Genomic DNA, 25763 nt, shown 5'->3' on the forward strand with positions numbered 1-25763 from the left:
ATAACGCCCATCGGGTGAAAGGTCCTCCTCGGCTGACGAACAAGGACAGTACTGCACGCGGTGGGCCTGGGTAGCTGCAACGGCATGACATGCCTGGTGGGCACCTCGGGGTGGCAGTACAAGGACTGGCGGGGCGTGCTGTATCCCCAGGGCGTGCCGCAGCGGCTCTGGCTGGAGACGTACGCGGCGGAGTTCCCCACGGTCGAGAGCAACAACGCCTTCTACCGCCTGCCCCGCCCCGAGTCGTTCGCCGCCTGGCATGACAGGACGCCTGCGCGTTTCGTGATGGCCGTCAAAGCCAGCAGGTTCCTGACCCACATCAGGCGGCTGGCCGAGCCGGAGGAGCCGGTGCGGCGGCTGATGGGCGCCGCGTCGGAGCTGAAGGACAAGCTCGGGCCGGTCCTGCTGCAGCTCCCGCCCACCCTCCAGGTCGATCCCGGCCGCCTCGACCGGTGCCTGGCCTGCTTCCCCGCGCACGTCAGGGTGGCCGTGGAGCCGCGCCACGACTCGTGGTGGACCGGCGAGGTGCGCGACATCCTGAGCGCCCGGGGCGCCGCGCTGTGCTGGGCGGATCGCCGCGGCCGGCCGCAGAGCCCGTTCTGGCGCACCGCCGGTTGGGGGTACGTACGCCTGCACCAGGGGCGGGCCGGCACCTCGTACGGCGACGCCGCGCTGGGGACGTGGGCCGGGCGGGTGCGCGAGGCGGGCTGGCAGGACGCCTACGTCTACTTCAACAACGACCCGGGGGGAGCGGCGGTGCGCGACGCGAGACGCTTCACCAGACTCTGCTAGTGCGTACGCGTCTCTACCGGAACGGCGTCCTCGAGAAGGAGGGCTTCCCCCTCGAGGAGCTCTCCGGGCATGTGCCGGACCGGGGCAACGTCGTCTGGCTCGACCTGTGCCGCCCCTCGGCCGCCGAGCTCACCGCGGTCGGCGCGGAGCTGGGGCTGCACGAGTTGGCGATGGAGGACGCGCTCACCGACCGGCAGCGGCCGAAGGTCGACGTCTACGACAACCATCTGTTCATCACGGTCTACGGGGTGCACATGGACAAGGGGCGGCTGCGCCCCGTCGAGGTGAACGTCTTCGTCACCGCGAACGCCCTGGTCACCGTGCGCGACGGCGACGCCTTCGACATCGACGAGGTGGTCAGGCGCTGGGACACGCTGTCCCGCCTGGCCGGGCACGGGGTGCCGTTCCTGCTGTACGGCCTGCTCGACTACGTGGTGGACGGCCAGCTCGATCTGGTGGAAGAGCTCGACGCGCAGGCGGAGGCCCTGGAGGAGTCCCTGTACGAAGGGGACCCGGGAGACGGCCGGCGGCTGCAGCGCGCGATGTTCGACCTGCGCAAGAACACCACGCGGGTCCGCAGGATCACGATGCCGATGCGCGAGGTGATCGGCACATTGCTCCACCGCGACCAGGACATCGTCGCCGACTCCGTGATGGCCCCCTACTACGCGGACGTCTACGACCACGTGCTGCGGGCGACGGAGTGGGTCGAGGGGATCCGCGAGATGCTCGCGAACGTCCGCGAGACCCGCCTCGCCCAGCAGGGTTTCCGGCTGGACGAGATCATGAAACGGGTCACCAGCTGGGCCGCCATCATCGCGGTGCCCACCCTGATCACCGGCTTCTACGGGCAGAACGTGCCCGTTCCCGGCACCGGGCAGAGCTGGGGGCTCTGGGCGTCCACGGTCCTCGTGGCGATCACCTCGGTGGTGCTGTACTCGGTGTTCAAGAAGAACGACTGGTTGTGAGCACCGGCCCGGCCGCGCGCAGCCCGTCGTACGGCGGCCGGCAGGCCCGGCCGCGCACGTCGGGCGTGACCCGCACCGCGACCCGCACCTGAGCGGCGCCGGACGCGGGATACAGGGGCAGGCAGCGGCGGCCCGCGAGCAGGGTCCTGCGGCCGATCGGGGTGGCGAGCAGCGACAGGCCGTCGTACGTCGCGGGCGTTGCCAGGCGCAGCACCCACAGGCCCTCGGGGGTGCGGGAGCGCGTGCCGTCGAGGGCGTAGTAGTCGAGCACGCTGTCGCTCGCCGAGACGACCGCCCGCATGGTGAACCGGCGCCCCTCGACGGTGAACACCTCCGCCGAGGGCGCCTTGTAGACCGAGTGCACGTAGGCGATCGCGAAGGAACCCGCGACGACGGGCAGGCCGTTCACGGTGAGGCGCCCGGCGCCGCCGCCGGAGCCGAGGGCCGCCACCAGGGCGAGCGCCAGGAGCAGCCGGGTCAGGCCTGTTCCTTGTAGTAGCGGGCGGCGCCCGGGTGCAGCTCGACCGGCGCCACCTGCTGGCCCAGCTTGACGTCGAGCTTCTCGGCCTCGGGGTGCACGGCGGTCAGCTCGGCCTTCTTGGCGAACAGGGTCTTGGTGATGTCGTACGCGAGCTGCTCGTCCATCGAGTCGGGCACCAGCAGCAGGTTCGCGATGCCGACGGTCTTGATGGCGCCGGACAGCTTGTAGACGGACAGGTCCACGTCGAGCGGGACGTACTGCTCCCCGTAGGTGGCGCGCATCTTCTCCAGGACGTCGCCGGTGTCGAGCAGCTTCATGTCGGGCTTGCTCGTCGCCAGGTCGGTGATGCCGGCGGTGGGCAGGCCGCCGACCCAGAAGAACGCGTCGATGGTGCCGTCCTTGGCGGCCTGCACCGACTCGTTGATGGACAGCTGCTGCTTGGTGATGTCGCTGTCGGGGTCGATGCCGGCCGCCTCCAGGATGCGCCTGGCCACGACCTGGGTGCCGGAGTTGGCGGGCCCGAGCGAGACGCGCTTGCCCTTCAGGTCGGCGACCTTGGCCGCCTCGACGCCGGGGGCGGCCACGACGTGTGCGTAGTTGTCGTAGATGCGGGCGATGGCCTTGATGGGCTGTTTCGCGGTGAAGGTGTCCTTGGCGTTGACCGCGTCGGCCGCGGTGTCGGCCTGGGAGAACCCGATGTCGGCCTTGCCGCTGGCGAGGAGCTTGATGTTCTCGACCGACGCGGAGGTGACGGACGCGGTGGCCTGGGTGCTGGCGATGTTGGACGACAACTGCTTGGCCAGGCCGCCGCCGTAGACGTAGTAGACGCCCGTCGTGCCGCCCGTGGCGATCGACAGCCGGTTGCCCGAGCCGCCCGCACCCCCGCCGCAGCCCGCCACGGCCAGGACGGTCGCTGCGACTATCGCAAGAATCCGCTTCACGCTGGGTCCCTTCTCCTTCTTCTGACCAGATGCACGGCGGCGGCCACGGCCAGCACGGCCAGACCGGCGACGATGGGGACGGGCTCGAGGAACAGCAGCAGCACCGCGGCCACGGACGCCAGCACCCGCTCGGACCAGCCGGACAGGCCGCCCGTCGCCATGGCCAGAGCGGCCACGGCGACGGCCGACACGGCGGCCATCAGCAGCACGGTGCCGATCGGCCCCTGCCCGAGCAGCGCCTGCCCGTTGGGCGTGAGCACGAAGGCGAACGGCACCAGGAAGGCCGGCAGCGTGTAACGCCAGGCCATCATCATCGTGCGGTACGTGTTGCCGCCGGTGATCGCGGCCGCCGCGACCGCCGACAGCGCGGTGGGCGGGCTCACCTCCGACAACACCGCGTAGTAGAAGACGAACATGTACGCCTCGGCCTGCGACACCCCGAGCGCGGTGAGCGCCGGGCCGATGATGACCGCCGCGATGATGAAGCTCGCGGTCACCGGCACGGCCAGGCCCAGCAGCATGACGGCGACGGCGGACATGAGCGTCGTCAGGATCAGGTGGCCCGCCGCGAAGTCCACGATGATCGCGCTGAGGTTGAGGCCCAGGCCGGTCTGGGTGATGACGCCGACGATGATGCCCGCCGCCGCGCACACGGCCGTCACGGGCAGCACCTCCAGCGCGCCCTTGGCCAGCGCCTGCCCGATGCGTTTCGGGCCCATCCGGTGGCGCGGGTCGAGGAACGACAGCGCGAACGCGACCGCCGTGGCGATCACCACCGCCTGGAACGCCGACCGGTCGAGCGCCATCAGCACGATGATGAGGATCAGCGAGCTGAAGTGGTAGCCGAAGCGCAGCAGCAGCCGGCCCGCTCTGGGCGCGTCGACCGGAACGGCGTGGGTGCCGAAGCGGCGCGAGTCGATCTCGATGGCCAGGAAGATGCCCAGGTAGTAGAGCAGGGTCGGGATCGTCGCGTACAGCAGCACCTCGAGGTAGCCGACCCGGAGGTATTCGGCGATGATGAACGCCGCCGCGCCGAGCGTGGGCGGCGACAGGATGGCGCCGATGCCGCTCGCGGCCAGGATGCCGCCGGCCGGTTCCCTCGGGTAGCCGGCCCGCCTGAGCACCGGCCAGGCGACGCTGCCGAGGCTGACCGTGGTCGCCACGCCCGAGCCCGACACGGTGCCGAGCAGGAAGCCCGCGGTGGCGACGGTGCGGCCGGGGGCGGAGCGGGACTTGCGGAAGGCGGCGAAGCTCAGGTCGATGAAGAACCGGCTCGCGCCCGAATAGTCCAGCACGGCGCCGTAGATGGTGAACAGGATGATGTAACTCGCCGCCACCTGCATCGGAACGCCGAAGAAGCCTTCGGTGCCGGTGTAGAGCTGGGAGACGATCTGGCTGAGATCGAAGCCCCGGTGCCCGATGGTCCAATCGATCGGCAGGTATGCCCCGTAATAGGCATAAAGCAGGAAAATGACGCAGATGATGCTCAGGGCCATGCCGACGGTCCGGCGTACCGCCTCCAGCAGCAGCACCGTCAGCGCCAGCCCGGCCACGATGTCGAGGTCCGTCAGCGCCGCGCCCGAGCCCCGGTCGCGGAAGTCGTCGATGGCCGCCAGCGGATAGACCAGCACGGCCAGCGAGGCCGCGGCCAGCAGCCAGTCCATGACGCTCGGCCGCTCGGACCGCAGCGCCCCGGCCCTGGCCTCGGACGGGCGCAACCGCAGCAGCCACGCCTTCCGCCGCAGATACTCCGGCATGCCCGAGCGGTAGCAGACGAACACCAGCGGCAGCGCCACGGCCAGGAACGTCATCCGGTGCTGCAACGCCTCGACCGGCCGGAACACCACCACCAGCGCGTAGACCGACAGCAGCCCGCCGAGGATCCACACGCCGAGCCGCAGGGCCCCACCGAGCTGCCGCGCCGGGCGTTCCTGTTCGTGCGCGGAAACCAGGTCGGCCTCGCGGTCGCTCAGCTCGGTCAAGTCGTCCTCCCGACAGGGCGCGTTGCAGGGACTTTACGAGTCGCTTACTTGATCTGGGAAGGGGCCGTTACCTATTTGGTTTCCGCTATCCGTACAAGGGGCGCGAATCGGCCGCCAGCCGCTCGACGGGCACGTCACCGGCCTGGCTGCCGTCCCGCCGCCGCACCGCGATCCCGCCGTCCGCCGCCTCGCGCGGCCCCACGACCAGCTGGTACGGCACCAGCCGGTGCGCCCGGATCCTGGCCCCGAGACTGCCCCGCCCGGCGGGCACCAGCTCCGCCCGCAGCCCGGCGGCCAGGCAGCGCCGCAGCACCGACTCGGCGGCGGGCGACTCCGCGTCGGACAGCGGCAGCACCACGGCCTGAACGGGCGCCAGCCAGGCGGGGAACGCCCCGCCGTGTATCTCGATGAGGTGCGCGACCAGGCGCTCGATGCCGCCCACGACGCTGCGGTGCACCATGACGGGCCGCTCGCCGCCGGCGTAGCTCAGGTCGAAGCGCTGCGGCTGGAAATAGTCGACCTGGACGGTGGACAGGGTTGTCTCGCGGCCGGCCGGGTCGGCGATCTGGATGTCGATCTTCGGCCCGTAGAAGGCGCCCTCGCCCCGTTCCTCGTCGTAGTCGCGCCCGCGCTCCTTCAGCACCTCGCGCAGCACCGCCTCCGCCCGCGCCCACATGGCGGGGTCGTCCACGAACTTGTCGCCCTCGCCCCGCAGCGACAGCCGGTAGCGGGCGGCCCGGACGCCGAGCTGGGCGTGCGCGGCCTCGATCAGGTCGAGCGAGGCCGACACCTCGGCGGCGGCCTGCTCGGGAGCGCAGAAGACGTGGCCGTCGTTGAGCTGGATGGCGCGCACCCTGGTCAGCCCGCCGAGCACGCCGGACAGCTCCGAGCGGTACATCCCGCCCAGCTCAGCCAGGCGCAGGGGCAGGTCCCGGCGGCTGCGCCCGCGCGAGCGGTAGATGAGCGCGTGGTGCGGGCACAGGCTGGGCCGCAGCACGAACTCCTCGCCGCCCACGTTCATGGGCGGGAACATGTCGTCGGCGTAGTGCGCCCAGTGTCCCGACCGTTCGTACAGCTCGCGCTTGCCGAGCACGGGGGAGTTGACGTGCTGGTAGCCGTTGCGGCGTTCGAGCTCGTGGACGTAGTCCTCGACGGCCTTGCGCACGGCCGCGCCCGCCGGCAGCCAGCAGGGCAGGCCGGAGCCGATCAGCGGGTCGGTGTCGAAGATGCCCAGCTCGCGGCCGAGCCTGCGGTGGTCGTTCATGATCGTCCTTTGCGTGGAAAGGGCGAACGACCGCGTTCCCGGGCGTCCGCCCGGGAAGCATGGAATCAGCGCGCCGGGACGGGGTCCGGCGTCGTCGTGACGAGAGCGCGCTGCATGCGACGACCATAACATCCGGCGCAGCCTCCGGCATTCTCGTGAAGAAAACCTTCACGAGAATCCCAAGGAATGGCAAATGATATAAAGAGGCCGTGGCCGAGATCACCCTGGACGTTCGCCAGCTGCAGGTGTTCGCCGAGGTCGGCTACCAGGTCGCGGGCGGCGGCGGCGCGTGCGCCGCGATGGCCGCGCTGCGCCGCGTGGTCCCGCTCGACGCCTACGAGTTCGTCGCGTTCGACCCCGCCACCGGGCGGCACCAGAGCGTCGTGTCCGACGGGCACCCGCGCATCCACCGCGACGCGGCGGAGGAGTACGCCGGGCTGGAGGCCTACCGCAGGGCGCTGGCCACCAGAGCGCCGGTCGGCATGCCCGAGCCGGGCACCGAGCGCTATTTCCGGCGCCATCTGGCCCCCTACGGGTGGCGGGCCGGCCTGACCGCGCCGCTGTTCCTCGGCGGCGACCGCTACACGGGGCTGCTGCACCTGGTGTCCCGTCGCGACTTCCCGGGCCGTACGAAAGCGCTCGTGGCCGCCGTGTGCCCCATGCTGGCCCACGTCACCGACCTGACCCGGTGCGTGATCGACCCGGTGGGGCTGCCGGCCGACTTCCGCGCGGTCGCCTTCGACCGGCTCGGCGCCCGGCGCGAGGTTCCTGGGCGCGAGATCTCGCCCGCGCTGCGGGACGACCCGGCCATGGCCGCCTTCGCCCGCGCGTTCATCGACTCGCGCGAGCTGAGCAGGCACGGGCTCTGGCTCGACGGCGCCGGCGGATGGCACGAGCTGCGGCTGCTCAGGGCGGGCGTCGGGTTCCAGGGCGCGCTGCAGGGCGCCGTCGCCGCCGAGCGCCCGTGCCCGCTGCCCTACGACCTCACGGGCCGGGAGGTGGACGTGCTCACCAGGGTGGCCGCGGGCGACTCCAACCCGCAGATCGCCGCCGCGCTCGTGCTCAGCGTCCGCACGGTCACCACCCACCTGGAGCACATCTTCGCCAAGCTGGGCTGCGACAGCCGCACCCGCCTGACCACCAAGGCTCTCGCCGAGGGCCTGTGCCGCCTCGACGTGCGGGATGCGTCAGGGAAATAGTCCGGGAGATTAAGGAGTGGCGATCGCCCGGAGGGCTGTGGAAGGGTGATCGCCGTGCAGGATGACGTCCACCGCTACAACCGGGAACGCTGGGAAGCCCTGGTGCGGGCGGACGCCCTGTTCACCCGCCCCATGCTCGACCTGGACGCGGAGAAGGCCCGCGACTACCTGGGCCTGGAGAGGCTGGGCCTTCCCGGCGACCTGGCGGGCAGGAAGGTGCTCTGCCTGGCCGGGGGAGGCGGGCAGCAGTCCGCGGCCTTCGCCCTGCTCGGGGCCGACGTGACGGTGCTCGACATCTCGCCGGGGCAGCTCGCGCGTGATCGCTCGGCCGCCGAGCACCACGGCGTCGGCGTCCGCACCGTCCAAGGGGACATGCGGGATCTGTCGGCCTTCGCCGGCTCCACGTTCGACCTGGTCTGGCATCCGTACTCGCTGACGTTCGTCCCCGACTCCCGGATCGTCTTCCGCGAGGTCGCGAGAGTCGTGGCCGCGGGCGGCCACTACTACCTGATGTGCGCCAACCCGTTCTTCTCCGGGCTCACGCACGAGTCGTGGAACGGGGAGGGTTACACGCTCCGGCAGCCCTACGCCGACGAGGCCATGACGTCCTATCCCGACCAGGACTGGGTCTACGACCGCACGCCGTCGGGCCGCATCGTCCGCGAACCCAGGGAATACACGCAGACGTTGGGCCGGATCGTCAACAGCCTGACCGGGGAGGGCTTCGTGCTGAGGCTGCTCTCCGAGGTCCGCGGTGGCGCCCACGACGCCGAGCCGGGAAGCTGGGAGCACTTCATGGCGGTGGCGCCGCCCTGGCTGGAATTCGTCTGGCACTACCGACCCGGCGTCCCGGGAAGCTGAGACATCGTTCCCACGGCCTAGACGGCCAGCCCCGCGGCCACGCGAGCCTGGAGCAGCTCGAACCAGACGGTCGTCGAACCGGCCTCGCGGGTGAAACCCCAGCGGTGGCTGAGCGCCTCGATCAGCGGCAGGCCCCGGCCGCTGGTCGCCTGCGCACTCGTACGGCATGCGCAGGGAGGCCCTTCCGACCCGGCGTCCGCCACGAACACCCGCACCAGCGTGTCCGAGCGCGTCACGGTCACCGTGAACGACCCCCCGGCGCCGGACCGGCTGTGCAGCACCGCGTTCGTGGCCAGCTCGCTGGTCAGCAGCACGACGTCGTCGTGGAGCGGATGGTCGCGGCCGAGCGCGTCCGTCACGAGGCTCCTGGCCCTGGAGACCTGGGAGGGGCTTCCCGGCAGCCGGGCCACGAGATCGTGGCCGGCGGGCGGATCGCTCTCCTCGGTCCCATCGACGCGGTGCGAGTCCGGCGGTGCCACGGCGACCTCCCCCAAATCCGGTGACCTTATGAGACGCGCAAGGGGGGTGCTGGAGATTATCGCGAAAAGGTAGGAATGGGCTTTCCCAAGGTCGCCTGCGCTACCTCCGGCGGCGACCGAGTACGCTGCGATCGACGAGTCGTCCAGACCCCGGGGGAGCGCAGCGTGCGAGGAGGTGGCGTGAACAGCCTGGATGCCGTCTGGGTGCGGCCGTACGACCGGCCGGGTGCGGCGGTCGTGACCGGCGTCTTCGACATCCTGCACGTGGGCCATGTGCGCTATCTGGGAGCGGTGGCCGAGCGCGGGCTGCCGCTGGTCGTGGGCGTCGAGGACGATCCGCGGGTGCGGGCCTGGAAGGGCCCCAGCAGGCCGCTCAACCCGGCGGCCGAACGCGCCGAGGTGCTGGCCGCCCTCCGCTTCGTGACCGGGGTGTTCATCGTGACGGGGCCGCCCGAGGCGCACGGGCCTGAGGACTACATCGACCTGCTCGTCCCGATGCGGCCGGGCGCGCTCGCGCACACGGCGGGCGACCCGCACGCGGGCGCGCGGGCCGCCGCCGCGGCGATCCTGGGCGCGGAGTGCTGGGAGATGGACGCCATCCCCGGCCGCTCGACCACCCGCATCGTGAACGCCGCGGGAAAGGGCTGATCGCGGGCCCTGCCGCCCGGGCGGGCGTGGCGCGCGGGCAGCCGGCGGCGCGTGCGGGCCGGCCGGCGGGCATGTCGCCGGGGCCGCGCGCCATGATCGCGTAATCTTGGCTGTCATGACGGGTGACCTCGTGGCGAGACAGGTGACCAACCTGCTGGCACCGCAGGTGCTGGTCATCGTCATGCCGCCACTCGTGGGCCTGCTCGCGCAGGGCTGGAGCGGGGCGGCGTGGGGCCTGGTGGCCTCGGCGTTCTGCGGGGGAGTGCCGGCGGCGGTGATCGCGGTCGGCGTGCGCTCGGGGCGGCTCGACTCGCACCACATCGTCGACCGCGCCCGCCGCACGCGCCCGCTGCTGGCCGCGGTGGCGGCTGTGCTGGTGGCGCTGGCGCTGCTGGTCCTCATGGGCGCGCCCAGGCTGCTCGTCGCCACCGTCACCGCGATGCTGGCCGCGCTGGCGGTGACCGTGCCGATCACGCTGCGCTGGAAGATCTCCTTCCACGCCGCCGTCTGCGCGGGCACGGTGGTGGTGCTCGCGCACGTGCTGGCCTCCTGGCCGGCCGCGGTCGCCGGCGCCGCCGTGGTGGCGCTGGTGTGCTGGGCCAGGGTGCGCCTGACGCACCACACCTGGCCGCAGGTGGTGGCGGGCACGGCGGTGGGGGCGCTGGTGACGTGGGCCACGCTGGCCGCGTTCGGCCTGCGCTGATCACCGGGGATGATCGCGGAATAGCGGGGTGCCCGCGGCGGTTGCCGCGAGCATGGATGCCACGAAACGCGGCCGGGTACGCGTCGAGCGCACGGCCAAACGGGTGCGGACCTACCTCGGCGGCCGGGTGGTGGCCGACACCGCCTCCGCCCTGCTGGTGTGGGAGGTCCCCTACTATCCGGCCTACTATTTCCCGCTGGCCGACGTCGACGAGTCGGCGCTCAAGCCGGCCGGCACGGCCGAGCACTCGCCGAGCAGGGGCGACGGACTGGTGCACACGGTCACCGCGGGCGCCAGGGAGGTCCCCGGCGCGGCGCTGGTCTACCAATACTCCCCGCTGGAGGAGATCCGCGGCCACGTGCGCTTCCGGTGGGAGGCCATGGACGCCTGGTTCGAGGAGGACGAGGAGGTCTTCTTCCACCCGCGCGACCCGTACACCCGGGTGGACATCCTGCCGAGCTCGCGGCACGTGCGCGTCGAGGTGGACGGGGTGACCGTGGCCGACTCCCGCAGCCCGCACATCCTCTTCGAGACGGGGCTGCCGGCCCGCTACTACCTGCCGAAGCCGGACGTCCGGCTCGACCTGCTGGAGCCCACCGGCACGGTCACGCACTGCCCGTACAAGGGCACGGCCGAATACTGGTCGGTCAACGGCAAGGAGGACCTCGCCTGGTCCTACCGGACACCGCTGCCCGAGAGCGAGCGGGTCGCCGGGCTGATCGCCTTCTACGACGAGAAGCTCGACATCTACCTCGACGGGGAGCTGCAGGAGCGTCCCAAGACCAAGTTCGCCTGAGTTGACAGATCACGATCTCGTACAACACCCTTTCACTATTCGAATAGTGAAAGGGTGTTGTAGTGATCGAGTTTCAGCTGGACCGAGGGTCGGGGGTGTCGACCTACCTGCAGCTCGTCCACCAGGTCAGGCAGGCGCTCAGGCTCGGCACGCTGCGGCCGGGTGACCAGCTGCCGACCGCGCGCGAGGTGGTCGAGCACCTGGCGATCAACCCCAACACCGTGCTCAAGGCCTACCGCGAGCTGGAGCGCGAGGGCCTGGTCGAGGGCCGGCCCGGCATGGGGACGTTCGTGCGCAGGGGGATCGCGGGCCCGACGCTCGCCGAGCACACCCGCTTGCGGCGCGGCCTGGAGGAGTGGGTGCGCGAGGCGCGCGCGGCCGGGCTCGACCAGGACGACCTGCGGGCGCTGTTCACCGTGGTCCTGGCCGATGCCGCGAAGGAGGGGGCGGCATGAGCCCTGTGCTCGAGGCGACCGGGCTCGGCGTGCGTTACCGCCGTACTTGGGCGTTGCGCGACTGCTCGCTGGCGGTCCCCGCCGGGCGCGTGGCCGCGCTCGTGGGGCCGAACGGTGCGGGCAAGTCCACGCTCATGCACGCCGCCGTCGGGCTGCTGCGGCCGGCGCGGGGGAGCGTCGGCGTGGCGGGCGAGGTGGCGTTCGTGGCGCAGGACAAGCCGCTGTACGACGGTTTCACCGTCGCCGGGATGCTCTCCTTCGGCCACAGGATGAACACCCGCTGGGATGATCAGGGCGCCCGCGACCGGCTCGGCGCGCTCGGCATCCCGCTCGACAGGAAGGCGGGCCGTCTTTCGGGCGGGCAGCGCGCGCAGGTGGCGCTCACGCTGGCGCTGGCCAGACGGCCCGACCTGCTCGTGCTGGACGAGCCGCTGGCCAACCTCGACCCCCTCGCCAGGCACGACGTGATGCGCGCCCTCATGGGAGAGGTGGCCGAGCGGGAGCTGACCGTGCTGCTGTCCTCTCATGTCGTCTCCGACCTGGAGGAGACCTGCGACTGGCTCATCGTGCTGAACGGCGGGCGGCTGCAGGTCAGCGGCGACATCGACGACCTGCTGGCCGATCACCTCGTGCTCACGGGTCCCGCCGAGCTGGCCGGGGCCCTGGCCGATCGGCCGGCCGGCGACGTGGAGGTGGTGGGCGGAGGCCTGGCGGGACGGCAGGCCACCCTGCTCGTACGCGGCGCGCCCGCGCTCGACCCGCGCTGGCAGGCCCGGCCTGCGGGGCTGGAGGAACTGGTCATGGGCTACCTGCGCAGCCCCGAGTCGGCCGCCCTGCCGGGGCCCGTGGGGGTGGACACGTGATCTGGCTGACCTGGCGCCAGCACCGGGCGCAACTGCTCGTGACGGCCGGCTTCCTCGCGCTGCTGGGGCTGCTCCTGCTGGGCTCCGCCGTGGAGGCCGGGCTGTACGTCGCCGGCCACGCCGCGCCCGGCTGTCCCGGCCCCGGCGCGGCGTGCGCGGACCTGGAGGTGGCGCTGGGGCGGCGGTACGACGCGGTCTACTCCGTGTTCGGCTGGATGCCGCTGGTGCTGCCCGCGCTGATCGGGGCGTTCTGGGGCGCCCCCCTGCTCGGCCGCGAGTACGAGCGCGGCACCCACCGGCTCGCCTGGACCCAGTCCGTGCCCGCGTGGCGGTGGCTGGCCGTCAAGCTGTCGGTGCTGGGCGGCGCGGTCGTGGTGGGCGGTCTGCTGCTGTCGCTCATGGTGAGCCTGTGGCGCCCGGTGTTCAGGGAGGGGATCGACTCGTCTTTCGGCAACGTCGGCGTCTTCAACATGGTCGGGGTGGCGCCGGCCGCGTGGTGGTTGTTCGCGTTCGTGCTCGGCACCGCGGCGGGGGCCTTCTTCCGGCGTACGCTCCCGGCGATGGCGCTGGCCGTGGCCGTGGTGGCGGCGACGATGTTCACCCTGTTCGGGGTCAGCGACCATTACGCCGAGCCCGCGCGCGTGGAGCTGACCGGCACGGTGGTCCTCGACGACACCGACGCCCGGCTGGTCAGCGCGTCCTGGGTCGATCCGTCGGGACGGGAGGTCGCCGAGCCGGGCGCCGCGAGCGGCTGCCCGCGCCGCCTGGACGCGGGGCGCGGCAGCCGGAACGCGGAGGCGTGGCAGGCGTGCCTGTTCGGCAAGGGATACAGGTACGCCGTGTACTACCATCCGCCGTCCCGGTTCTGGCGTTTCCAGTGGACGGAGGCGGGCATCCTGGTGCTCGTCTCGGCGGCCCTCGCCGGCCTCACCGTCCGCCGCACCCTCCGCCACGCCGCCTGAACTCAGGAGGAGGGCGCCCAGCGGGGGTCGCGGCCGAGGTAGCGGAGAAGGACGGCGACCTCGTCGCCGCCAGGCTCGGTCTCCAGAGCCGCCGCGTACGCGCCCCAGGCGCGCAGCGGCTCGACGATCTGGTCACCGGCCGCGTGCCGGAAGACCTGGGTGACGCTCCAGCCCGCGCAGGGCGTCGGGAGATCCCAGCCGCCCTCGGGGGCGGCGCTGACGACCTCGCGCAGCGCCTCGTGCGAAGCGTCCAGAACATCCCAGCCGCTGGTCGTGATGCCGCTCATCGGTGAGCCCCCTTCGCCGTGGTCGCTCCATGATATCAGAACGGAATGCTTTGTTCCATTATATGGGTATCCGGAAACGTGCGGCGGCCGCCGGGCGGCTCAGGCGATCAGGCGGGCGAGCACCCGGGTGCCGAACTCCAGCCCCTCCACCGGCACCCGCTCGTCCTTGCCGTGGAACATCCCGAAATAGTCGAGGTCGGGCCGGAGCATGAGCGGCGCGAAGCCGTACCCCTCGATGCCGATCCGCGCGAACGACTTCGCGTCCGTGCCGCCGGCCATCACGTACGGCACCGGCCGCGCGAGCGGGTCCTCCGCCATGAGCGAGCCCGCCAGCTCGTCGAAGAACGCCGACGGGTAAGGCGCGGCGGGCGCGTCCTCCAGGTTGACGAACTCGCGGGTGATCTTCGGCCCGAGCAGCGCGTCGACCGTCTCCAGGAACTCCTCGCGCAGCCCCGGCAGGTACCGCCCGTCCACGTGCGCCCCGGCGGTCGAGGGCACCACGTTGACCTTGTAGCCGGCGTCCAGCATGGTCGGGTTCGCGGAGTTGCGGATCTGGCCCTTGAACAGGCTGCCCAGCGGCCCCAGCCGCGCGGCCTCCTCGTCCAGCCGGTCGAGGTCGATGCGCTGCCCGGTGATCTCCGACAGGTGCTCGATGAGCGCCGCGACCGGCGGCGTCAGGCGTACCGGCCACTGGTGGGAGGCCACCCGCGACAGGGCGTGCGCCATCGTCGCGACCGGGTTGTCCACGGCGGGGCGGGAGCCGTGGCCGGCCACGCCGTGCGCGGTGAGCCGCATCCAGGCGGTGCCGCGCTCGCCCACCGCGATCGGGTAGACCCGGTGCCGGCCGGAGGCCACGCTGAAGCCGCCCGACTCGCTGATCGCCTCCGTGACGCCGTCGAACAGCTCGCGGTGCTCGGTGACGGCGTGCCGCGAGCCGAAGTCCCCCGTCGCCTCCTCGTCGGCGAGGAAGGCCAGCACCAGGTCACGCTTCGGGCGCACTCCCCGCGCCGCCAGGTCGAGCACGGTCGCGAGGGTCATCGCGCACGAGCCCTTCATGTCGACCGCGCCCCGGCCGTACACGCAGCCGTCCACGATCTCCCCGGAGAACGGGTGCATCCGCCACTCGGCCGGGTCGGCGGGCACGACGTCGAGGTGGCCGTGGATGAGCAGCGCGTCGGGGGAGTCGCCGTCGATCCTGGCCACGACGGTGGTCCGCTTCGGCGCCGACTCGAACACCACGGGCTCCAGCCCGGCGTCGGCCAGCAGGGTGGCGACGTACTCGGCGGCGGGCCGCTCACCCGAACCCGGATTGGTGGTGTCGAACCTGATCAGATCCGAGCAGATCTCGGCAACGCTCTTCATGCTCTCCCCTTAAGCGTCAACGGCGGCACCTCGGGCGTCTCCAGGTCGAAGATCAGCCCGTAGAAGGCCAGCTCGGCCTCCAGCACCGCGACGATGGTCTCTTCCCTGCGCCAGCCGTGCTGCTCGCCAGGGAACGTCAGCAGGGCCCACGCCTTGCCGTGCCGGTCCAGCTCGGCGGTGAACCGCTCCGCCTGCCCGACGTCCACGATCGCGTCCTCCAGGCCGTGCAACATCAGGCACGGGCCCGACGCGCGGGCGGCGTTCAGCAGCGGCGAACGCTCGGTGTAGCGCTGCCGCGTCTCGGGCAGCGGCCCCACCAGGCCGTCCAGGTAGCGCGACTCGAAGTCGTGCGTCTCCGCGGCCCAGCTCTCCGGGTCGGTGATCGCGTAGTGCGCGACCCCGCCCGCGAACACGTCGCTGTGGACGAGCGCCGCCACCGTGGTCCAGCCCCCGGCGCTGCCGCCGCGGACGGCGATCCGCGACGCGTCGGCCCGGCCCAGCTCCACCAGGCCACGGGCCACCTTGGCGCAGTCCTGCACGTCGACCACGCCCCACTGGTGGCGCAGCCGCTCCCGGTAGGCCCGGCCGTAGCCGGTCGAGCCGCCGTAGTTCACCACGGCCACGCCGATGCCCCTGCTGGTGAAGTAGGCGATCTCCAGGTCGAGCACGATCGGCAGGTGCCCGGTCGGCCCGCCGTGCACGAAGATCACGTACGGGCTCGGGCCGGTGGCCCCCGACGGCGGGTAGAGGTGCGCGTGCACGCCCTCGATCGTCATCGCCTCCGGCGTGGGCAGCAGGTCCCCGTCCGGCAGCGGCTTGGGCGCCGACACGATCTCGTACGCGCCGTCGAGGCCGACCAGCGCCACCTCCAGCGGCGTGTACGGCGTCGCGCGCACCGCCGCGACCTTGCCGCCCGCCACCGACACGGTCGAGGACCAGTGGGTGGCCCCGCCGCCGATCTCGCGCAGGTCGCCCGTCTCTGAGTCCAGCACGCCCAGGCGGCGGCGGTCGGCGGTGCCGTACACGACGACCAGGTCACCGTCCTCCGCGAGCGCCAGGTAGGTCATGCCCGGCTTCCACGCCGCGCCGCCGAACTCCAGCTCCAGCGGCGTGAGGTTGCGGCCCGGCCCGCCGCCGGCGGGTACGAGGTGCACGTTCCACCAGCCGGTGGGGTCGGTGACCGCGTACAGGGCGGCGTCGTCGCGCCACTCGGCCTGGGCGACCGACTCGCGCGGGCCCCCCGCCACCACCCGGTGAGGGCCGGCCGTGCCGTCCGCGCGCAGTTCGGCCACGCAGAGCTCGGTGCCGTCCCAGGGCATGTTGGGGTGGTCCCAGCCGATCCATGCGACCTGCCGGCCGTTGGGTGAAATCCGAGGATTCATCAGGAAATGGTGGGCTTTGACGATGACTCTGGTCCGGCCGCCGTCCAGCGGCACCGCCACCAGGTCCCGCACGTCGTCCGTCTCCCTGACCGCCCACACCTCCTCACGTCCCGGGGGCAGGTACAGGTCCGCGTAACGGTACGTACCCACGGGAGTGATCGCCACCGGGTCCCCACCCGGGTCGAGGCGGTAGAGGCGCTGGTCGGCCCAGTTGGTGAAGACGAGGCCGCCGCCGGGCAGCGGGCGCCAGGAGCGGCCTCCGTACTCGACCACCCGGTTGCGCGCGTTCCAGCCGGGCGGCAGGACGTCCACGCGGGAGCCGTCCGGCAGGCGGCGCACCACGCAGCGCCTGCCGCCCTCGTGCGGGCGGGGCTCGTCCCACCAGACCTCGGTGCCTGAGGGCGTGGCCACCGCCTCCACCCACTGGGGGCCGCCGTCGGTACGGGCCACATCGATCGGACGAATACTCATATATTCACCAATTACCATTCATACAGGGAGGAAGGGGATGATCGGGTGGGTGGAGGATGTACACGATGCCGCCGCTGCCGCCGCTCCTGGGGCTCCTGAGCCACACGCGCTCGAACGCGGCCCGCGGATAGACCCGGCGGACCTCGGCCTCGGCGGGCGCGGCAGGGTCGTTCACGACGACGTCGCCCCCGGCGGTGAAACCCGTCACGACCATGATGTGCCCGTTCGTGGAGTAGCCGGAGCCGGGCAGCTCGTGCGCCTTGAACGACTGGGACGTGATCACGGGGATCCCGGCCCGTACGAACCGCTCCAGCTCCGCCGCCGACCGCAGCCGCGTCACGAAGCCGGCCAGCCCGTACCGGCCCGCGTACGCGACGTTGAACGGCCAGTTGCCGGTGCCCTGGTAGCTCTCGTCGTACACGCCCACGGCCGCGTGGTCCACCGTCGGCGCGGGGTCGTCCGTCCCGACCCAGGCCAGCTCTTCCTGGCCGGGGCCGCGGCCCCAGAAGCCGAGCACCATGGCCACCGAGGCGGGGCTGCACCAGTTGGCGCCCCCGCCGTCCCAGCGCGGGTGGTGCCCGGCGTGCGCGTACTGCGAGTGCCCGGGCACCGCCAGTTCGACGGCCCCCGCCCCGCCGCAGGCCCTCACCCCGCCGCCGGCCCCAGCCTCGCCGCCGGTCCCCACCCCGCCGCCGGTGCCCGGCGCGGCGGCGGCCGGGGAGTGCGGGTGCTGGGGCAGGGCCGAGGCCATCACGCCCAGGCCGGTGACGCGGGCGCCCTCGCCGTGCCGGGTGACGCGCAGCTGGCAGGCCACGACGGGACGCCTGGCGACGAAGGTGTCCACCGCCACGTCGCCGTCCCCGTCGCCCTGGCCGGGTACCGAGGTGCGCGGATCGCCGTGCTCGGACCAGCGGCCCATGACGTACCACTTGGTGCGGGCGCCGGACGCGGTCGTGGCGCGCAGCGCGATCTCGATCCACGTGCCCGGCGGGGTGCGAGCGGTCCACGAGGGCACGAGCTGCGTGGCGGCGAAACCGATCGGGTGCTCCTCACCGATCCAGATGTGCGGCCCCGCGTCGGCGTCGGGCCCTGCGTCGGGTCCCGTGTCGGGCAATCTGAAGCGGGTGAAGGCCACGGGGGACAGGTCGACGGTGAGCACCACCCATATTGTGGTTTCGCACCCCGTGTCGCACATCGGATGGTTTACGTACCGGCCCGGCCCTCCTCGGCGGGCGGAACCGCGCCGGACCGGGGGACACCGCGCACCTGCCTGTCCTGAACGGGTGCGCGGCCCGGCGGTCAGAGGTAGAGGCCCGTGGAGTCGTCGCCGGAGGAGTGGGGGAGCTCCCGGCCCGCGCGGAGCGCGTACAGCTCCGCGAGCGTCGCCCCCGACGGGCCGACGCCCTGCGGCGTGCCGAGCCACGCGATCGCTTCGTCCCTGCTCAGCGGCCCCACCTCGAGCTGCGCCAGGCAGCGGCCCGGGCGTACGACGGCGGGGTGGAGGCGGGCGAGGTCTTCGTTCGTGGTGATCGCCACCAGAACGTCGCGGCCCTGGCCGAGCAGGCCGTCCGTCAGGTTGAGCAGGCGCGACAGACCCTGACCCGCCTGGGCCTTGGCGCCGGCGCTGATCAGCTCGTCGCAGTCCTCCAGGACGAGCAGCCGCCAGCGCTGGGCGTCCTCGTCGGTGTCGTAGCCGACCGCCACCTCCATCAGGTAGCCCGGCTCGTTGAACAGCCGCTCGGGGTCGAGCACGCAGTCGACCTGGCACCAGTCGTGCCACTGCTTGGCCAGCGTGCGCAGCAGCGTGGTCTTGCCGGTGCCCGGCCGGCCGTGCAGGAGGATGAGCCGGCCGTTCACGTCGGAGGGCGTGACGGACATCAGCTTGTCGAGGGACCCGCGCACCTTTCCGGAGTAGTTGGCGCTGATCTCGTCCCACGGCTGTGCCGTGATCGGCCGCTCCGAGCGGGTGCCGCCGTGCGTGCCGCGCCACCAGAAGCCCATCTCGACGTGGTCGACGTCCGGCATCGCCTCTTCGGCGCCGTCGATGGCCTCGTGGAGCACCGACTTGGCCAGTTCCTCGCTCACCGCCGTCACGCTGACCATGGCCGTGCGGTCGCGGTGGCGCACGACGCGCAGCGTCCAGCCGTCGCCGCCGATGAGCCGCGACTCCGGGCCGTCCTCGACCCGCGCCGTGCGCAGCACGCGGCCTTCGGCGGGGCTGAGCGTGGCCTCAGGGCGTACGCGCTCCAGGTTGGCCAGCCGGGACCAGGGCTGCGCGCCCGTCGCGAACGGCGACAGCGCCAGGGCGTCGATGAGGTCGATGGCGGAGTCGGCGTCGTCGATGCAGATGTTCATCGGCAGCCCTGCGGCGCCGGGGCTGGGGAACGGCACCTCCCTGATCACTGACATATCGGTAATGATCTCCGCAGGGTCGTCGGATGTCGAAGGGTTTCCGGGAGGAGAAGTGGTCATTCCTTGTCGAGGGTACCCGTCTGCGAGATGAGATCGAGGCCGGGGACGTCGCGCCAGGTATAGGCGAGCGAGTCGCCCTCCAGCGCCAGCACGATGGTGCCGGGGACGCAACCGCCCTCGTTCTGGCCCAGGGCGAAGGTCAGCCGGGTCTCCTCCACCTTGGTCAGGGTGATGGTGCCCCTGCAGTCGTCGTCGCCGTCGCGTTCCCGCCACCTGGCGGTGGACTCGCCCTCCTCCAACTCCACCGTGTTCTCGTTGTCGTCGGGGTCCATCGGGTTGGTGCTGGTCGTACGGCCCGTCCAGACGCCCTCGAAGCGGGCCGGGATCCGCAGGCCCGCACGGGGTGAGGGCTCGGACCCGGTGGGTGTCGCGCCGGCGGACGCGGTGCTGGATCCGGCGGGCGACGGGCTGTCCGGCGGCCGGTTCTGCGACGGCGATCCGGCGGCCGGCGACCGCGTGGGAGGGGTGGCCGTGGGCGAGCGGTCGCCCTCCGCGAGCGGGGGGCGTACGAGCAGGGCCGTGGTGGTGGCCGCGGCGGCGGCGACCGCGACCGCCGTCGCGCCGATCAGCAGAGCACGCGTGCGGGGGCGCCGCCCCTCGCGCGTGGTCTCCCCGCTGCCGGGCGGCGGCCCCGTGGGGCCGGTGTGGTCGTGGCCGGTGCGCGGTGGCGGGCCGGCGGAAGGCGCTCCCCGCGCGAGCGGTCGGGCCGGGCGGTCGGGGTTGACCAGGGACACCATGAGCTGCTGCGCCGACGGACGGTGCGCGGGGTCCTTGGACAGGCAGGACGCGATCAGCCCGCGCAGGCGCGGCGGCAGGGGCGACAGGTCCGGCTCGGCGTGCAGCACCCGGTGCAGCACGGCGGGGACGGTGTCGGCCCCGAACGGGCTCGTGCCCGTGGCCGCGTACAGCATGGAGGCGGCCCACGCGAAGACGTCGGAGGCCGGAGCCGCGGGAGTGCCGTTGATCTGCTCGGGCGCCAGGTAGGCGGGCGTGCCGATCAGGCCGGAGGTCATGGTCGCCGTTCCCTCCGCCCTGGCGATGCCGAAGTCGACCACCCTGGGCCCGTCGGGGCCGAGCAGCACGTTGGACGGCTTGAAGTCGCGGTGCACGATCCCGGCCGCGTGGATGGCGGCCAGCGCCGTGGCCGTGCCCACCATCAGGCGCTCCAGGTCGCCGCCCCGCAGCGGGCCGCGCTCGCGCACCCGGCCGGACAGCGAGGGGCCCTCCACGTACTCGCTCACCACGTAGGGCCGTGGCCCGCCGGTGGAGACGTCGAGCACCCGGGCCGTGCAGAAGGAGGCGATGCCCGCCAGCGCGTCGAGCTCCCGCGCGAGCCTGGCCCTGGTCTCGGTGTCGCCGGTGCTGAGCAGCTTGACCGCGACCTGCTCGCCGGAGGGGGAGCGGGCGAGGTAGACCACTCCCTGCCCGCCCTCGCCGAGCCTGCCGTCCAGGCGGTAATCGCCCAGCGACGCAGGGTCGTCCGGTGTCAGGGGGGTCACCATGGGCGATACGTTACCGTCGTCACGCCCGGCAAAGATCCCATCGCCATGCGGATGCCAAGATCCACCGATACTTTGGATCGTTCGGTTATTTCACTCCTTAGGCGGAGGTATCAGGGGAAGTGTCGAAGATCACGTTCCGCGAAAGGGCGCGGTACTGGTTCGACAACACCATGTCCAGGGGGACGGCTTCGCTGATCGGCTGGCTGGCCCTGGTGTCGGTCGCGCTCCTCGTCGTGGTCACGGTGCTGACGCTCTGGCTCGCGCCGAACGAACCGGAGGGCGTGACAGGTCCCGGACACGTGCTCTGGCTCGCGCTCATGCACGCGCTCAGCCCTGGCAAGATCTCCAGCGATGAAGGCTCGACGGCCTACATGACGGTGATGTTCGCCGGCTCGCTCGGCGGCATCTTCATCGTCAGCATGCTCGTCGGCCTGCTCTCCAACGGCCTCAAGCAGAAGGTCGACCGCCTGCGCAAGGGCCGCTCGCGCATCGTCGAGTCCGGCCACACGGTGGTGCTCGGCTGGTCCGACCAGATCTTCACGATCGTGGCCGAGCTGTCCAAGGCACAGGCGAGCCAGCGCAGCTCGGTGATCGCCATCCTGGCGGAACGTGACAAGCTGGAGATGGAAGATCAGATCCGCGAGCAGGCCGGCGACCTGGGCAAGACGCGCATCGTCTGCCGCACCGGGCGGCCCACCGAGCCGCACGACCTCGACCTGATGAACCTGACGGAGGCCCGGTCGGTCGTCGTGCTCTCGCCCGAGCGTGAGGATCCCGACGCCCACGTCATCAAGATCCTGCTCGCGCTGGCCAAGCGCGAGGGCGTGCACCCGCCGGCCGTCGCGGCGCTGACCTCCAGCCGCAACCTGGCCGCCGCCCGCCTGGCCGGCGGCCAGGAGGTGCTCCTGGTCGACTCCGACGACACCGCGTCCCGGCTCATCGTGCAGTCCTCGCGCCAGTCCGGGATGTCCGTGGTGTGCATGGACCTGCTCAACTTCGACGGCGGCGAGATCTACCTGCGCACCCCGAAGAAGCTCGTCGGCGTCACGTACGGCGAGGCGCTGCACGCGTACCAGACCGCCTCCGTGATCGGCCTGCGCCGGCCGTCCGGCGTCGTGCTGAACCCGCCGGGCGAGACCGTCATCGACGCCGACGACCAGGTCATCGTCATCGCCCACGACGACTCCCACGTCCGCCTGGCGGCCGGCATGCCGTCCATCGAGGACGGCGCCATCGCCGAGACGACGGGCACGCCCGCCGAGCCGGAGCGCACCCTGCTGCTCAACTGGAACGGCAGGGCCGAGCAGATCGTCCGCTACCTCGACGGCTACGTCGCCCCCGGCGCCGTCCTGGAGATCGCCGCCGACCACCCCAAGGCCGGCACCGGCCTGGCCGGCCTGGCCCACCTCACCGTCAACGTCAAGGACTGCGACACCACCGACCGCTTCGCCCTCGAATCGCTCGGCGTCGGCCTCTTCCAGCACGTCATCGTGCTCAGCGACGACCGTTTCGACCCGCACCACTCCGACACGCGCACGCTCATGACGCTGCTCCAGCTCCGCGACATGCAGAGCGCGCTCGGCGAGCACTACTCGATCGTCAGCGAGATGCACGACGAGAACAACCGCTCCCTGGCCGAGGTCACCGAAGCCGACGACATCGTCATCAGCGACACCGTCATCGGCCTGCTCCTCGCCCAGCTCGCCGAGAACCGGCACCTGGCCGACGTGTTCGGCTACCTGTTCGACTCGCGCGGATCGGAGATCTACCCGCGCCCCGCCGCCTCCTACGTGAAGACGGGGGTGAAGGTGTCGTTCTCCACGGTCGTGGAGTCCGCCAGGCGCAAGGGCGAGACGGCCATCGGCTACCGCAAGAACACGGCGAGGAACGATCCGCCGCACTACGGCATCGTCCTCAACCCGGACAAGACCGAGCCCATCGTCCTGGAGGAGGCGGACTCGGTGATCGTGCTCGCCGAACGCTGACCCCGCGCCGCGGTGGGTTAGCGTGTGCCCCGTGAGGACCATTGACTGGGTGGACGGCGCGGTGGAGCTCGTGGACCAGACGCTGCTGCCCGACAAGTGCGTGATGTTACGCATCCACACCGTGGACGACCTCGTCGACGCCATCCGGCGGCTGGCCGTGCGCGGCGCCCCCGCGCTCGGCGTGGCCGGGGCGCTGGGCGTCGTGCTGGCCGGCGGCGACCCGGGCCGGATCGCCAGGCTCCGCGCCGCCAGGCCGACCGCGGTCAACCTCGCCTGGGGCGTCGACCAGGTCGCCGCGCACCTGCCGGACGGCCGCGACGCGGTGCTCGCCGCCGCGCTGCGCGTCCGCGACGCCGACATCGCCGCCTGCAGGTCCATGGGGGAGCGCGGCGCCGACCTCCTCGACGGCGACCGGCTGCGGATCATGACCGTCTGCAACACCGGCGGGCTCGCCGCCGTCGAACGCGGCACCGCGCTCGGCGTCGTCCAGACGCTGCACGAGCGCGGGCGGCTGGCCGAGGTGCTGGCGCTGGAGACCCGCCCGCTGCTGCAGGGCGCCCGGCTCACCACGTGGGAGCTGGCCAGGATGGGCGCGCCGCACCGGCTCATCGCCGACTCCGCGGGCCCCTACCTGCTGGCCAGGGGCGAGGTGGACGCCGTGCTCATCGGCGCCGACCGCATCGCCGCCAACGGCGACACCGCCAACAAGATCGGCTCGTACGCGCTCGCGCTCGGAGCCGAACGCGCCGGGGTGCCGTTCGTGGTGGTCGCGCCCGAGTCGACGATCGACCGGAACACCCCGTCCGGCGAGCAGATCGCGATCGAGGACCGGGACGAGGACGAGATCCTGGCCATCAGAGGGATGCGCGTGGCTCCGGAGGGCACGCGCGCGGTCAACCCGGCGTTCGACGTGACACCGCACGACCTCATCACCGCGATCGTGACGGACCAGCGGGTGATCCGCCCCTGACCAAATCCCCCATCTCCGGGACCGGTCCGCGCCACCCGCGTTACGCTCGGTCGTCACCGACAGCGACCCCCGGAGCTCACCTGTGGCCATCGACCTGGTATCAAGGCGCGGCTGGAACGCTCGCCCGCCACGCGGCGACTACACGCAGCTCGACTCCGCCAAAGGCGTGAAGGTCCACTACACGGGCGGCAGGGTCGACCCCGGCATCGTCTCCGACCACGACGCCTGCACGGCCTTGGTACGTTCCATCCAGGGCCACCACATGGACGGCAACGGCTGGATCGACATCGGCTACTGCGTGGACGAGAAGACCGAGATCCTCACGCGGCAGGGGTGGAGGTCCTACCGCGAGCTGCGTCCCGGCGACATCGCGCTCACGCTCGACCACGGCACGGGCATGTCGGAGTGGCAGCCCGTGCTGGAGGTGTGCGTGTTCCCCGCGCGCGAGCGGGAGATGATCCGGATGGAAGGCGCCGGCCACTCCTCGTTGACCACGCCCCATCACCGCTGGCCGGTGGAGCGCCGCCGCCGCGGCCCCGGCCCCGTACGGTGGAGGGGGCCCGGCACGAGGTGGCTTCCCGCCGGGAGGGCCGGCCGGACGGTCACGCTTCGTGAGCGCACGTGGGCGACCACCGAGACCTTCGGCCACGACGACCGCATCGCGATCGCGGCTCCCTGCGCCGACCTGCCGGCCGAGCCGAAATGGTCGGACGCCTTCGTGGAGCTGGCCGCGTGGTTCTGGACGGCGGGAGTCGTCGAGGGCGCCCGGGCTCAGGGCGGCGTCGCGATCCACCGGTCGCCGGAGGACGAAGCGCATCTCGTACGCGTCCGCGCCGCGCTCCACGGGGTCTTCGGCCCTCCCGCCGGTCGGCTCCGCCGGCGGGGCAGCGGCGGTCCCCGATGGAGGGAGACGGTCACCGGCGATCGCGTCGCGTTCCGTCTCCCGGCCGGGGCGGGCCGGCGGCTGCTCGGGGTGGCGCCCGGCGGGGTGCCCGCGCTCGACTTCCTGCTCTCCCTGTCGAGGGCGCAGCTCGCCCTGTTCGTGGAGACCTCCCTGGAGGCGGGTGAGGCCGGGCCCGGAGGGCTCGTGCGGAGGGATCGGGCGGCGGCCGAGGCCTTCATGGTCGCCGTGCTGCTGTCCGGGGCGGGAGCGTCGCTGCGCCGGGTGCCGCCGGTCGGTGACACGGGGACGGACGCGTGGATGGTCTCCGTCGACGGACGGCGGCACGTCGTGCCGCGACCGGCCGAAGAGCACGGCGACGGCGGCGTCACCATCAGGAAGGAGACGTACCACGGCCCCATCTGGTGTCCCAGGACCGAGAACCAGAGCTGGCTGGCGCGCAGGGACGGGACCGTCTACTTCACCGGCAACACCATGATCGCCTGCCCGCACCGGATGGTGTTCGAGGGGCGCGGGCCGCATCATCTGCCCGCCGCCAACGGCCCCGGGCTCAACTCCGGCCACTACGCCGTGCTCGGGCTGGTGGGCAACGCGGGCCTGGTGCAGCCGCCCGACGGCGTCCTGCACGCGATCGTCGACGCGATCGAGCACCTGCGCGCACGCGGGCGCGCGGGCAAGGAGATCAAGGGGCACCGCGACGGCTACGCCACCGACTGCCCCGGCGACCCGCTGTACGCCTGGGTCAGGCGTGGCGCACCGCGTCCCGGCACGCCCGCGCCGCCGGCGCCCTCGACGCCGCCGTTCCCCGGGCGGCCGCTGAGATACCCTCCGGTGACGCGCGGCGAGGACGTCCGGACGTGGCAGGCGCAGATGCGCAGGCGCGGCTGGGACCTCGACGTGGACGGCGCGTACGGTCCCGAGTCGCGCGACGTGTGCCGCAGGTTCCAGCGCGTGCAGGAGATCGACGACGACGGGATCGTGGGCCCGATCACCTGGCGGCTGGCGTGGGAGGCCCCGACCAGCTGATCTCACGTAGG

General features: G+C 72.3%; 24 protein-coding genes. 13 read left to right on the plus strand and 11 right to left on the minus strand.

Features of this window, described 5'->3' with window-relative positions:
* The first annotated feature begins 84 nt into the window (after positions 1 to 84).
* Both ACZ6SA_RS12340 and ACZ6SA_RS12345 read left to right on the plus strand, forming a co-directional pair.
* On the plus strand, positions 85 to 792 hold the full coding sequence (locus ACZ6SA_RS12340; protein WP_465827864.1) for a DUF72 domain-containing protein: 708 nt from the start codon (positions 85 to 87) through the stop codon (positions 790 to 792).
* Complete coding sequence (locus tag ACZ6SA_RS12345; RefSeq protein WP_347642961.1) at positions 792 to 1760, plus strand: magnesium transporter CorA family protein; 969 nt, start codon at positions 792 to 794, stop codon at positions 1758 to 1760. Before ACZ6SA_RS12340 ends, ACZ6SA_RS12345 begins: the two co-directional genes overlap by 1 nt.
* Here ACZ6SA_RS12345 and ACZ6SA_RS12350 read toward each other — a convergent pair.
* From ACZ6SA_RS12350 to thrS, 4 genes are all read right to left on the minus strand, one after another.
* A complete protein-coding gene (locus tag ACZ6SA_RS12350) occupies positions 1738 to 2211 on the minus strand; it encodes a hypothetical protein (protein ID WP_465827866.1) in 474 nt (157 codons plus the stop codon). The two genes, ACZ6SA_RS12345 and ACZ6SA_RS12350, sit on opposite strands and share 23 nt — an antisense overlap.
* 26 nt (positions 2212 to 2237) lie before the next feature.
* Positions 2238 to 3182 carry a TAXI family TRAP transporter solute-binding subunit gene (locus ACZ6SA_RS12355; RefSeq protein WP_465827867.1) on the minus strand — a complete coding sequence of 315 codons (945 nt, stop codon included), beginning with the start codon at positions 3180 to 3182 and terminating at the stop codon, positions 2238 to 2240.
* Positions 3179 to 5164 (minus strand): TRAP transporter permease, encoded by a 1986-nt coding sequence (locus tag ACZ6SA_RS12360; RefSeq protein ID WP_465827869.1) that lies wholly within the window; start codon positions 5162 to 5164, stop codon positions 3179 to 3181. The genes ACZ6SA_RS12355 and ACZ6SA_RS12360 overlap by 4 nt, the downstream gene beginning before the upstream one ends.
* Positions 5165 to 5249: 85 nt before the next feature.
* A complete protein-coding gene (gene thrS / locus ACZ6SA_RS12365) occupies positions 5250 to 6560 on the minus strand; it encodes a threonine--tRNA ligase (RefSeq protein ID WP_347642965.1) in 1311 nt (436 codons plus the stop codon).
* 77 nt (positions 6561 to 6637) lie between these two features.
* On the opposite strand from thrS, the gene ACZ6SA_RS12370 reads away from it, so the two are divergent.
* Entirely contained in the window at positions 6638 to 7627 is a 990-nt protein-coding gene (locus ACZ6SA_RS12370; RefSeq protein ID WP_347642966.1) for a helix-turn-helix transcriptional regulator, read from the plus strand.
* Positions 7628 to 7681: 54 nt separating this feature from the next.
* Positions 7682 to 8488: a class I SAM-dependent methyltransferase gene (locus ACZ6SA_RS12375; RefSeq protein WP_347642967.1), complete on the plus strand. Its 807-nt coding sequence runs from the start codon at positions 7682 to 7684 to the stop codon at positions 8486 to 8488.
* A gap of 17 nt (positions 8489 to 8505) precedes the next feature.
* Here the strand turns inward: ACZ6SA_RS12375 and ACZ6SA_RS12380 are convergent, their stop codons facing one another.
* Positions 8506 to 8967 carry an ATP-binding protein gene (locus ACZ6SA_RS12380; protein ID WP_347642968.1) on the minus strand — a complete coding sequence of 154 codons (462 nt, stop codon included), beginning with the start codon at positions 8965 to 8967 and terminating at the stop codon, positions 8506 to 8508.
* Between the two features lie 180 nt (positions 8968 to 9147).
* Here ACZ6SA_RS12380 and ACZ6SA_RS12385 point away from each other — a divergent pair, with 180 nt between their 5' ends.
* From ACZ6SA_RS12385 to ACZ6SA_RS12410, 6 genes are all read left to right on the plus strand, one after another.
* Positions 9148 to 9615, plus strand: a complete 468-nt coding sequence (locus tag ACZ6SA_RS12385) for an adenylyltransferase/cytidyltransferase family protein (protein ID WP_347642969.1) — start codon at positions 9148 to 9150, stop codon at positions 9613 to 9615.
* Positions 9616 to 9730: 115 nt separating this feature from the next.
* Complete coding sequence (locus ACZ6SA_RS12390; RefSeq protein WP_465827872.1) at positions 9731 to 10318, plus strand: hypothetical protein; 588 nt, start codon at positions 9731 to 9733, stop codon at positions 10316 to 10318.
* Positions 10319 to 10370: 52 nt separating this feature from the next.
* Positions 10371 to 11114: a DUF427 domain-containing protein gene (locus tag ACZ6SA_RS12395; RefSeq protein WP_465827874.1), complete on the plus strand. Its 744-nt coding sequence runs from the start codon at positions 10371 to 10373 to the stop codon at positions 11112 to 11114.
* Between the two features lie 62 nt (positions 11115 to 11176).
* Entirely contained in the window at positions 11177 to 11569 is a 393-nt protein-coding gene (locus ACZ6SA_RS12400; RefSeq protein WP_347642972.1) for a GntR family transcriptional regulator, read from the plus strand.
* Positions 11566 to 12432, plus strand: coding sequence for an ABC transporter ATP-binding protein (locus ACZ6SA_RS12405; RefSeq protein WP_347642973.1), 867 nt, complete (start codon positions 11566 to 11568; stop codon positions 12430 to 12432). Before ACZ6SA_RS12400 ends, ACZ6SA_RS12405 begins: the two co-directional genes overlap by 4 nt.
* Positions 12429 to 13394, plus strand: a complete 966-nt coding sequence (locus ACZ6SA_RS12410) for a hypothetical protein (RefSeq protein ID WP_347642974.1) — start codon at positions 12429 to 12431, stop codon at positions 13392 to 13394. Before ACZ6SA_RS12405 ends, ACZ6SA_RS12410 begins: the two co-directional genes overlap by 4 nt.
* A gap of 2 nt (positions 13395 to 13396) precedes the next feature.
* Here ACZ6SA_RS12410 and ACZ6SA_RS12415 read toward each other — a convergent pair whose 3' ends face one another.
* The 6 genes from ACZ6SA_RS12415 to ACZ6SA_RS12440 all read right to left on the minus strand — a co-directional run bounded on the left by ACZ6SA_RS12415 (position 13397) and on the right by ACZ6SA_RS12440 (position 20870).
* Positions 13397 to 13681, minus strand: coding sequence for a maleylpyruvate isomerase N-terminal domain-containing protein (locus ACZ6SA_RS12415; RefSeq protein WP_465827875.1), 285 nt, complete (start codon positions 13679 to 13681; stop codon positions 13397 to 13399).
* Positions 13682 to 13780: 99 nt separating this feature from the next.
* A complete protein-coding gene (locus ACZ6SA_RS12420; protein ID WP_347642976.1) occupies positions 13781 to 15043 on the minus strand; it encodes a M20/M25/M40 family metallo-hydrolase in 1263 nt (420 codons plus the stop codon).
* The gene (locus tag ACZ6SA_RS12425) at positions 15040 to 16896 is read right to left on the minus strand and encodes a prolyl oligopeptidase family serine peptidase (RefSeq protein WP_347642977.1); all 1857 of its coding nucleotides are present in this window, start codon (positions 16894 to 16896) and stop codon (positions 15040 to 15042) included. Before ACZ6SA_RS12425 ends, ACZ6SA_RS12420 begins: the two co-directional genes overlap by 4 nt.
* Positions 16897 to 16900: 4 nt before the next feature.
* The gene (locus ACZ6SA_RS12430; RefSeq protein ID WP_465827878.1) at positions 16901 to 18055 is read right to left on the minus strand and encodes a C39 family peptidase; all 1155 of its coding nucleotides are present in this window, start codon (positions 18053 to 18055) and stop codon (positions 16901 to 16903) included.
* A gap of 140 nt (positions 18056 to 18195) precedes the next feature.
* A complete protein-coding gene (locus ACZ6SA_RS12435) occupies positions 18196 to 19305 on the minus strand; it encodes a DUF5925 domain-containing protein (RefSeq protein WP_465827880.1) in 1110 nt (369 codons plus the stop codon).
* Between the two features lie 59 nt (positions 19306 to 19364).
* Positions 19365 to 20870 carry a serine/threonine-protein kinase gene (locus ACZ6SA_RS12440; protein ID WP_465827881.1) on the minus strand — a complete coding sequence of 502 codons (1506 nt, stop codon included), beginning with the start codon at positions 20868 to 20870 and terminating at the stop codon, positions 19365 to 19367.
* Between the two features lie 119 nt (positions 20871 to 20989).
* Between ACZ6SA_RS12440 and ACZ6SA_RS12445 the strand changes: the two genes are divergently transcribed.
* The 3 genes from ACZ6SA_RS12445 to ACZ6SA_RS12455 all read left to right on the plus strand — a co-directional run bounded on the left by ACZ6SA_RS12445 (position 20990) and on the right by ACZ6SA_RS12455 (position 25752).
* Positions 20990 to 22855, plus strand: a complete 1866-nt coding sequence (locus tag ACZ6SA_RS12445) for a CASTOR/POLLUX-related putative ion channel (protein ID WP_465827883.1) — start codon at positions 20990 to 20992, stop codon at positions 22853 to 22855.
* A 31-nt stretch (positions 22856 to 22886) separates the two neighbouring features.
* Positions 22887 to 23825, plus strand: a complete 939-nt coding sequence (mtnA, locus tag ACZ6SA_RS12450) for an S-methyl-5-thioribose-1-phosphate isomerase (protein WP_347642982.1) — start codon at positions 22887 to 22889, stop codon at positions 23823 to 23825.
* Positions 23826 to 23907: 82 nt separating this feature from the next.
* The gene (locus ACZ6SA_RS12455) at positions 23908 to 25752 is read left to right on the plus strand and encodes a peptidoglycan-binding protein (protein ID WP_465827885.1); all 1845 of its coding nucleotides are present in this window, start codon (positions 23908 to 23910) and stop codon (positions 25750 to 25752) included.
* The last annotated feature ends 11 nt before the right edge of the window (positions 25753 to 25763 follow it).

Source organism: Nonomuraea sp. NPDC049378, from assembly GCF_055586745.1.

Coding starts and splice junctions, on each gene's coding strand:
- ACZ6SA_RS12340 (WP_465827864.1), top strand. CDS start 85: ATGACATGCCTGGTGGGCACCTCGGGGTGGCAGTACAAGGACTGGCGG.
- thrS (WP_347642965.1), bottom strand. CDS start 6,560: ATGTTATGGTCGTCGCATGCAGCGCGCTCTCGTCACGACGACGCCGGA.
- ACZ6SA_RS12390 (WP_465827872.1), top strand. CDS start 9,731: ATGACGGGTGACCTCGTGGCGAGACAGGTGACCAACCTGCTGGCACCG.
- ACZ6SA_RS12395 (WP_465827874.1), top strand. CDS start 10,371: ATGGATGCCACGAAACGCGGCCGGGTACGCGTCGAGCGCACGGCCAAA.
- ACZ6SA_RS12405 (WP_347642973.1), top strand. CDS start 11,566: ATGAGCCCTGTGCTCGAGGCGACCGGGCTCGGCGTGCGTTACCGCCGT.
- ACZ6SA_RS12415 (WP_465827875.1), bottom strand. CDS start 13,681: ATGAGCGGCATCACGACCAGCGGCTGGGATGTTCTGGACGCTTCGCAC.
- ACZ6SA_RS12420 (WP_347642976.1), bottom strand. CDS start 15,043: ATGAAGAGCGTTGCCGAGATCTGCTCGGATCTGATCAGGTTCGACACC.
- ACZ6SA_RS12425 (WP_347642977.1), bottom strand. CDS start 16,896: ATGAGTATTCGTCCGATCGATGTGGCCCGTACCGACGGCGGCCCCCAG.
- ACZ6SA_RS12435 (WP_465827880.1), bottom strand. CDS start 19,305: ATGTCAGTGATCAGGGAGGTGCCGTTCCCCAGCCCCGGCGCCGCAGGG.
- ACZ6SA_RS12440 (WP_465827881.1), bottom strand. CDS start 20,870: ATGGTGACCCCCCTGACACCGGACGACCCTGCGTCGCTGGGCGATTAC.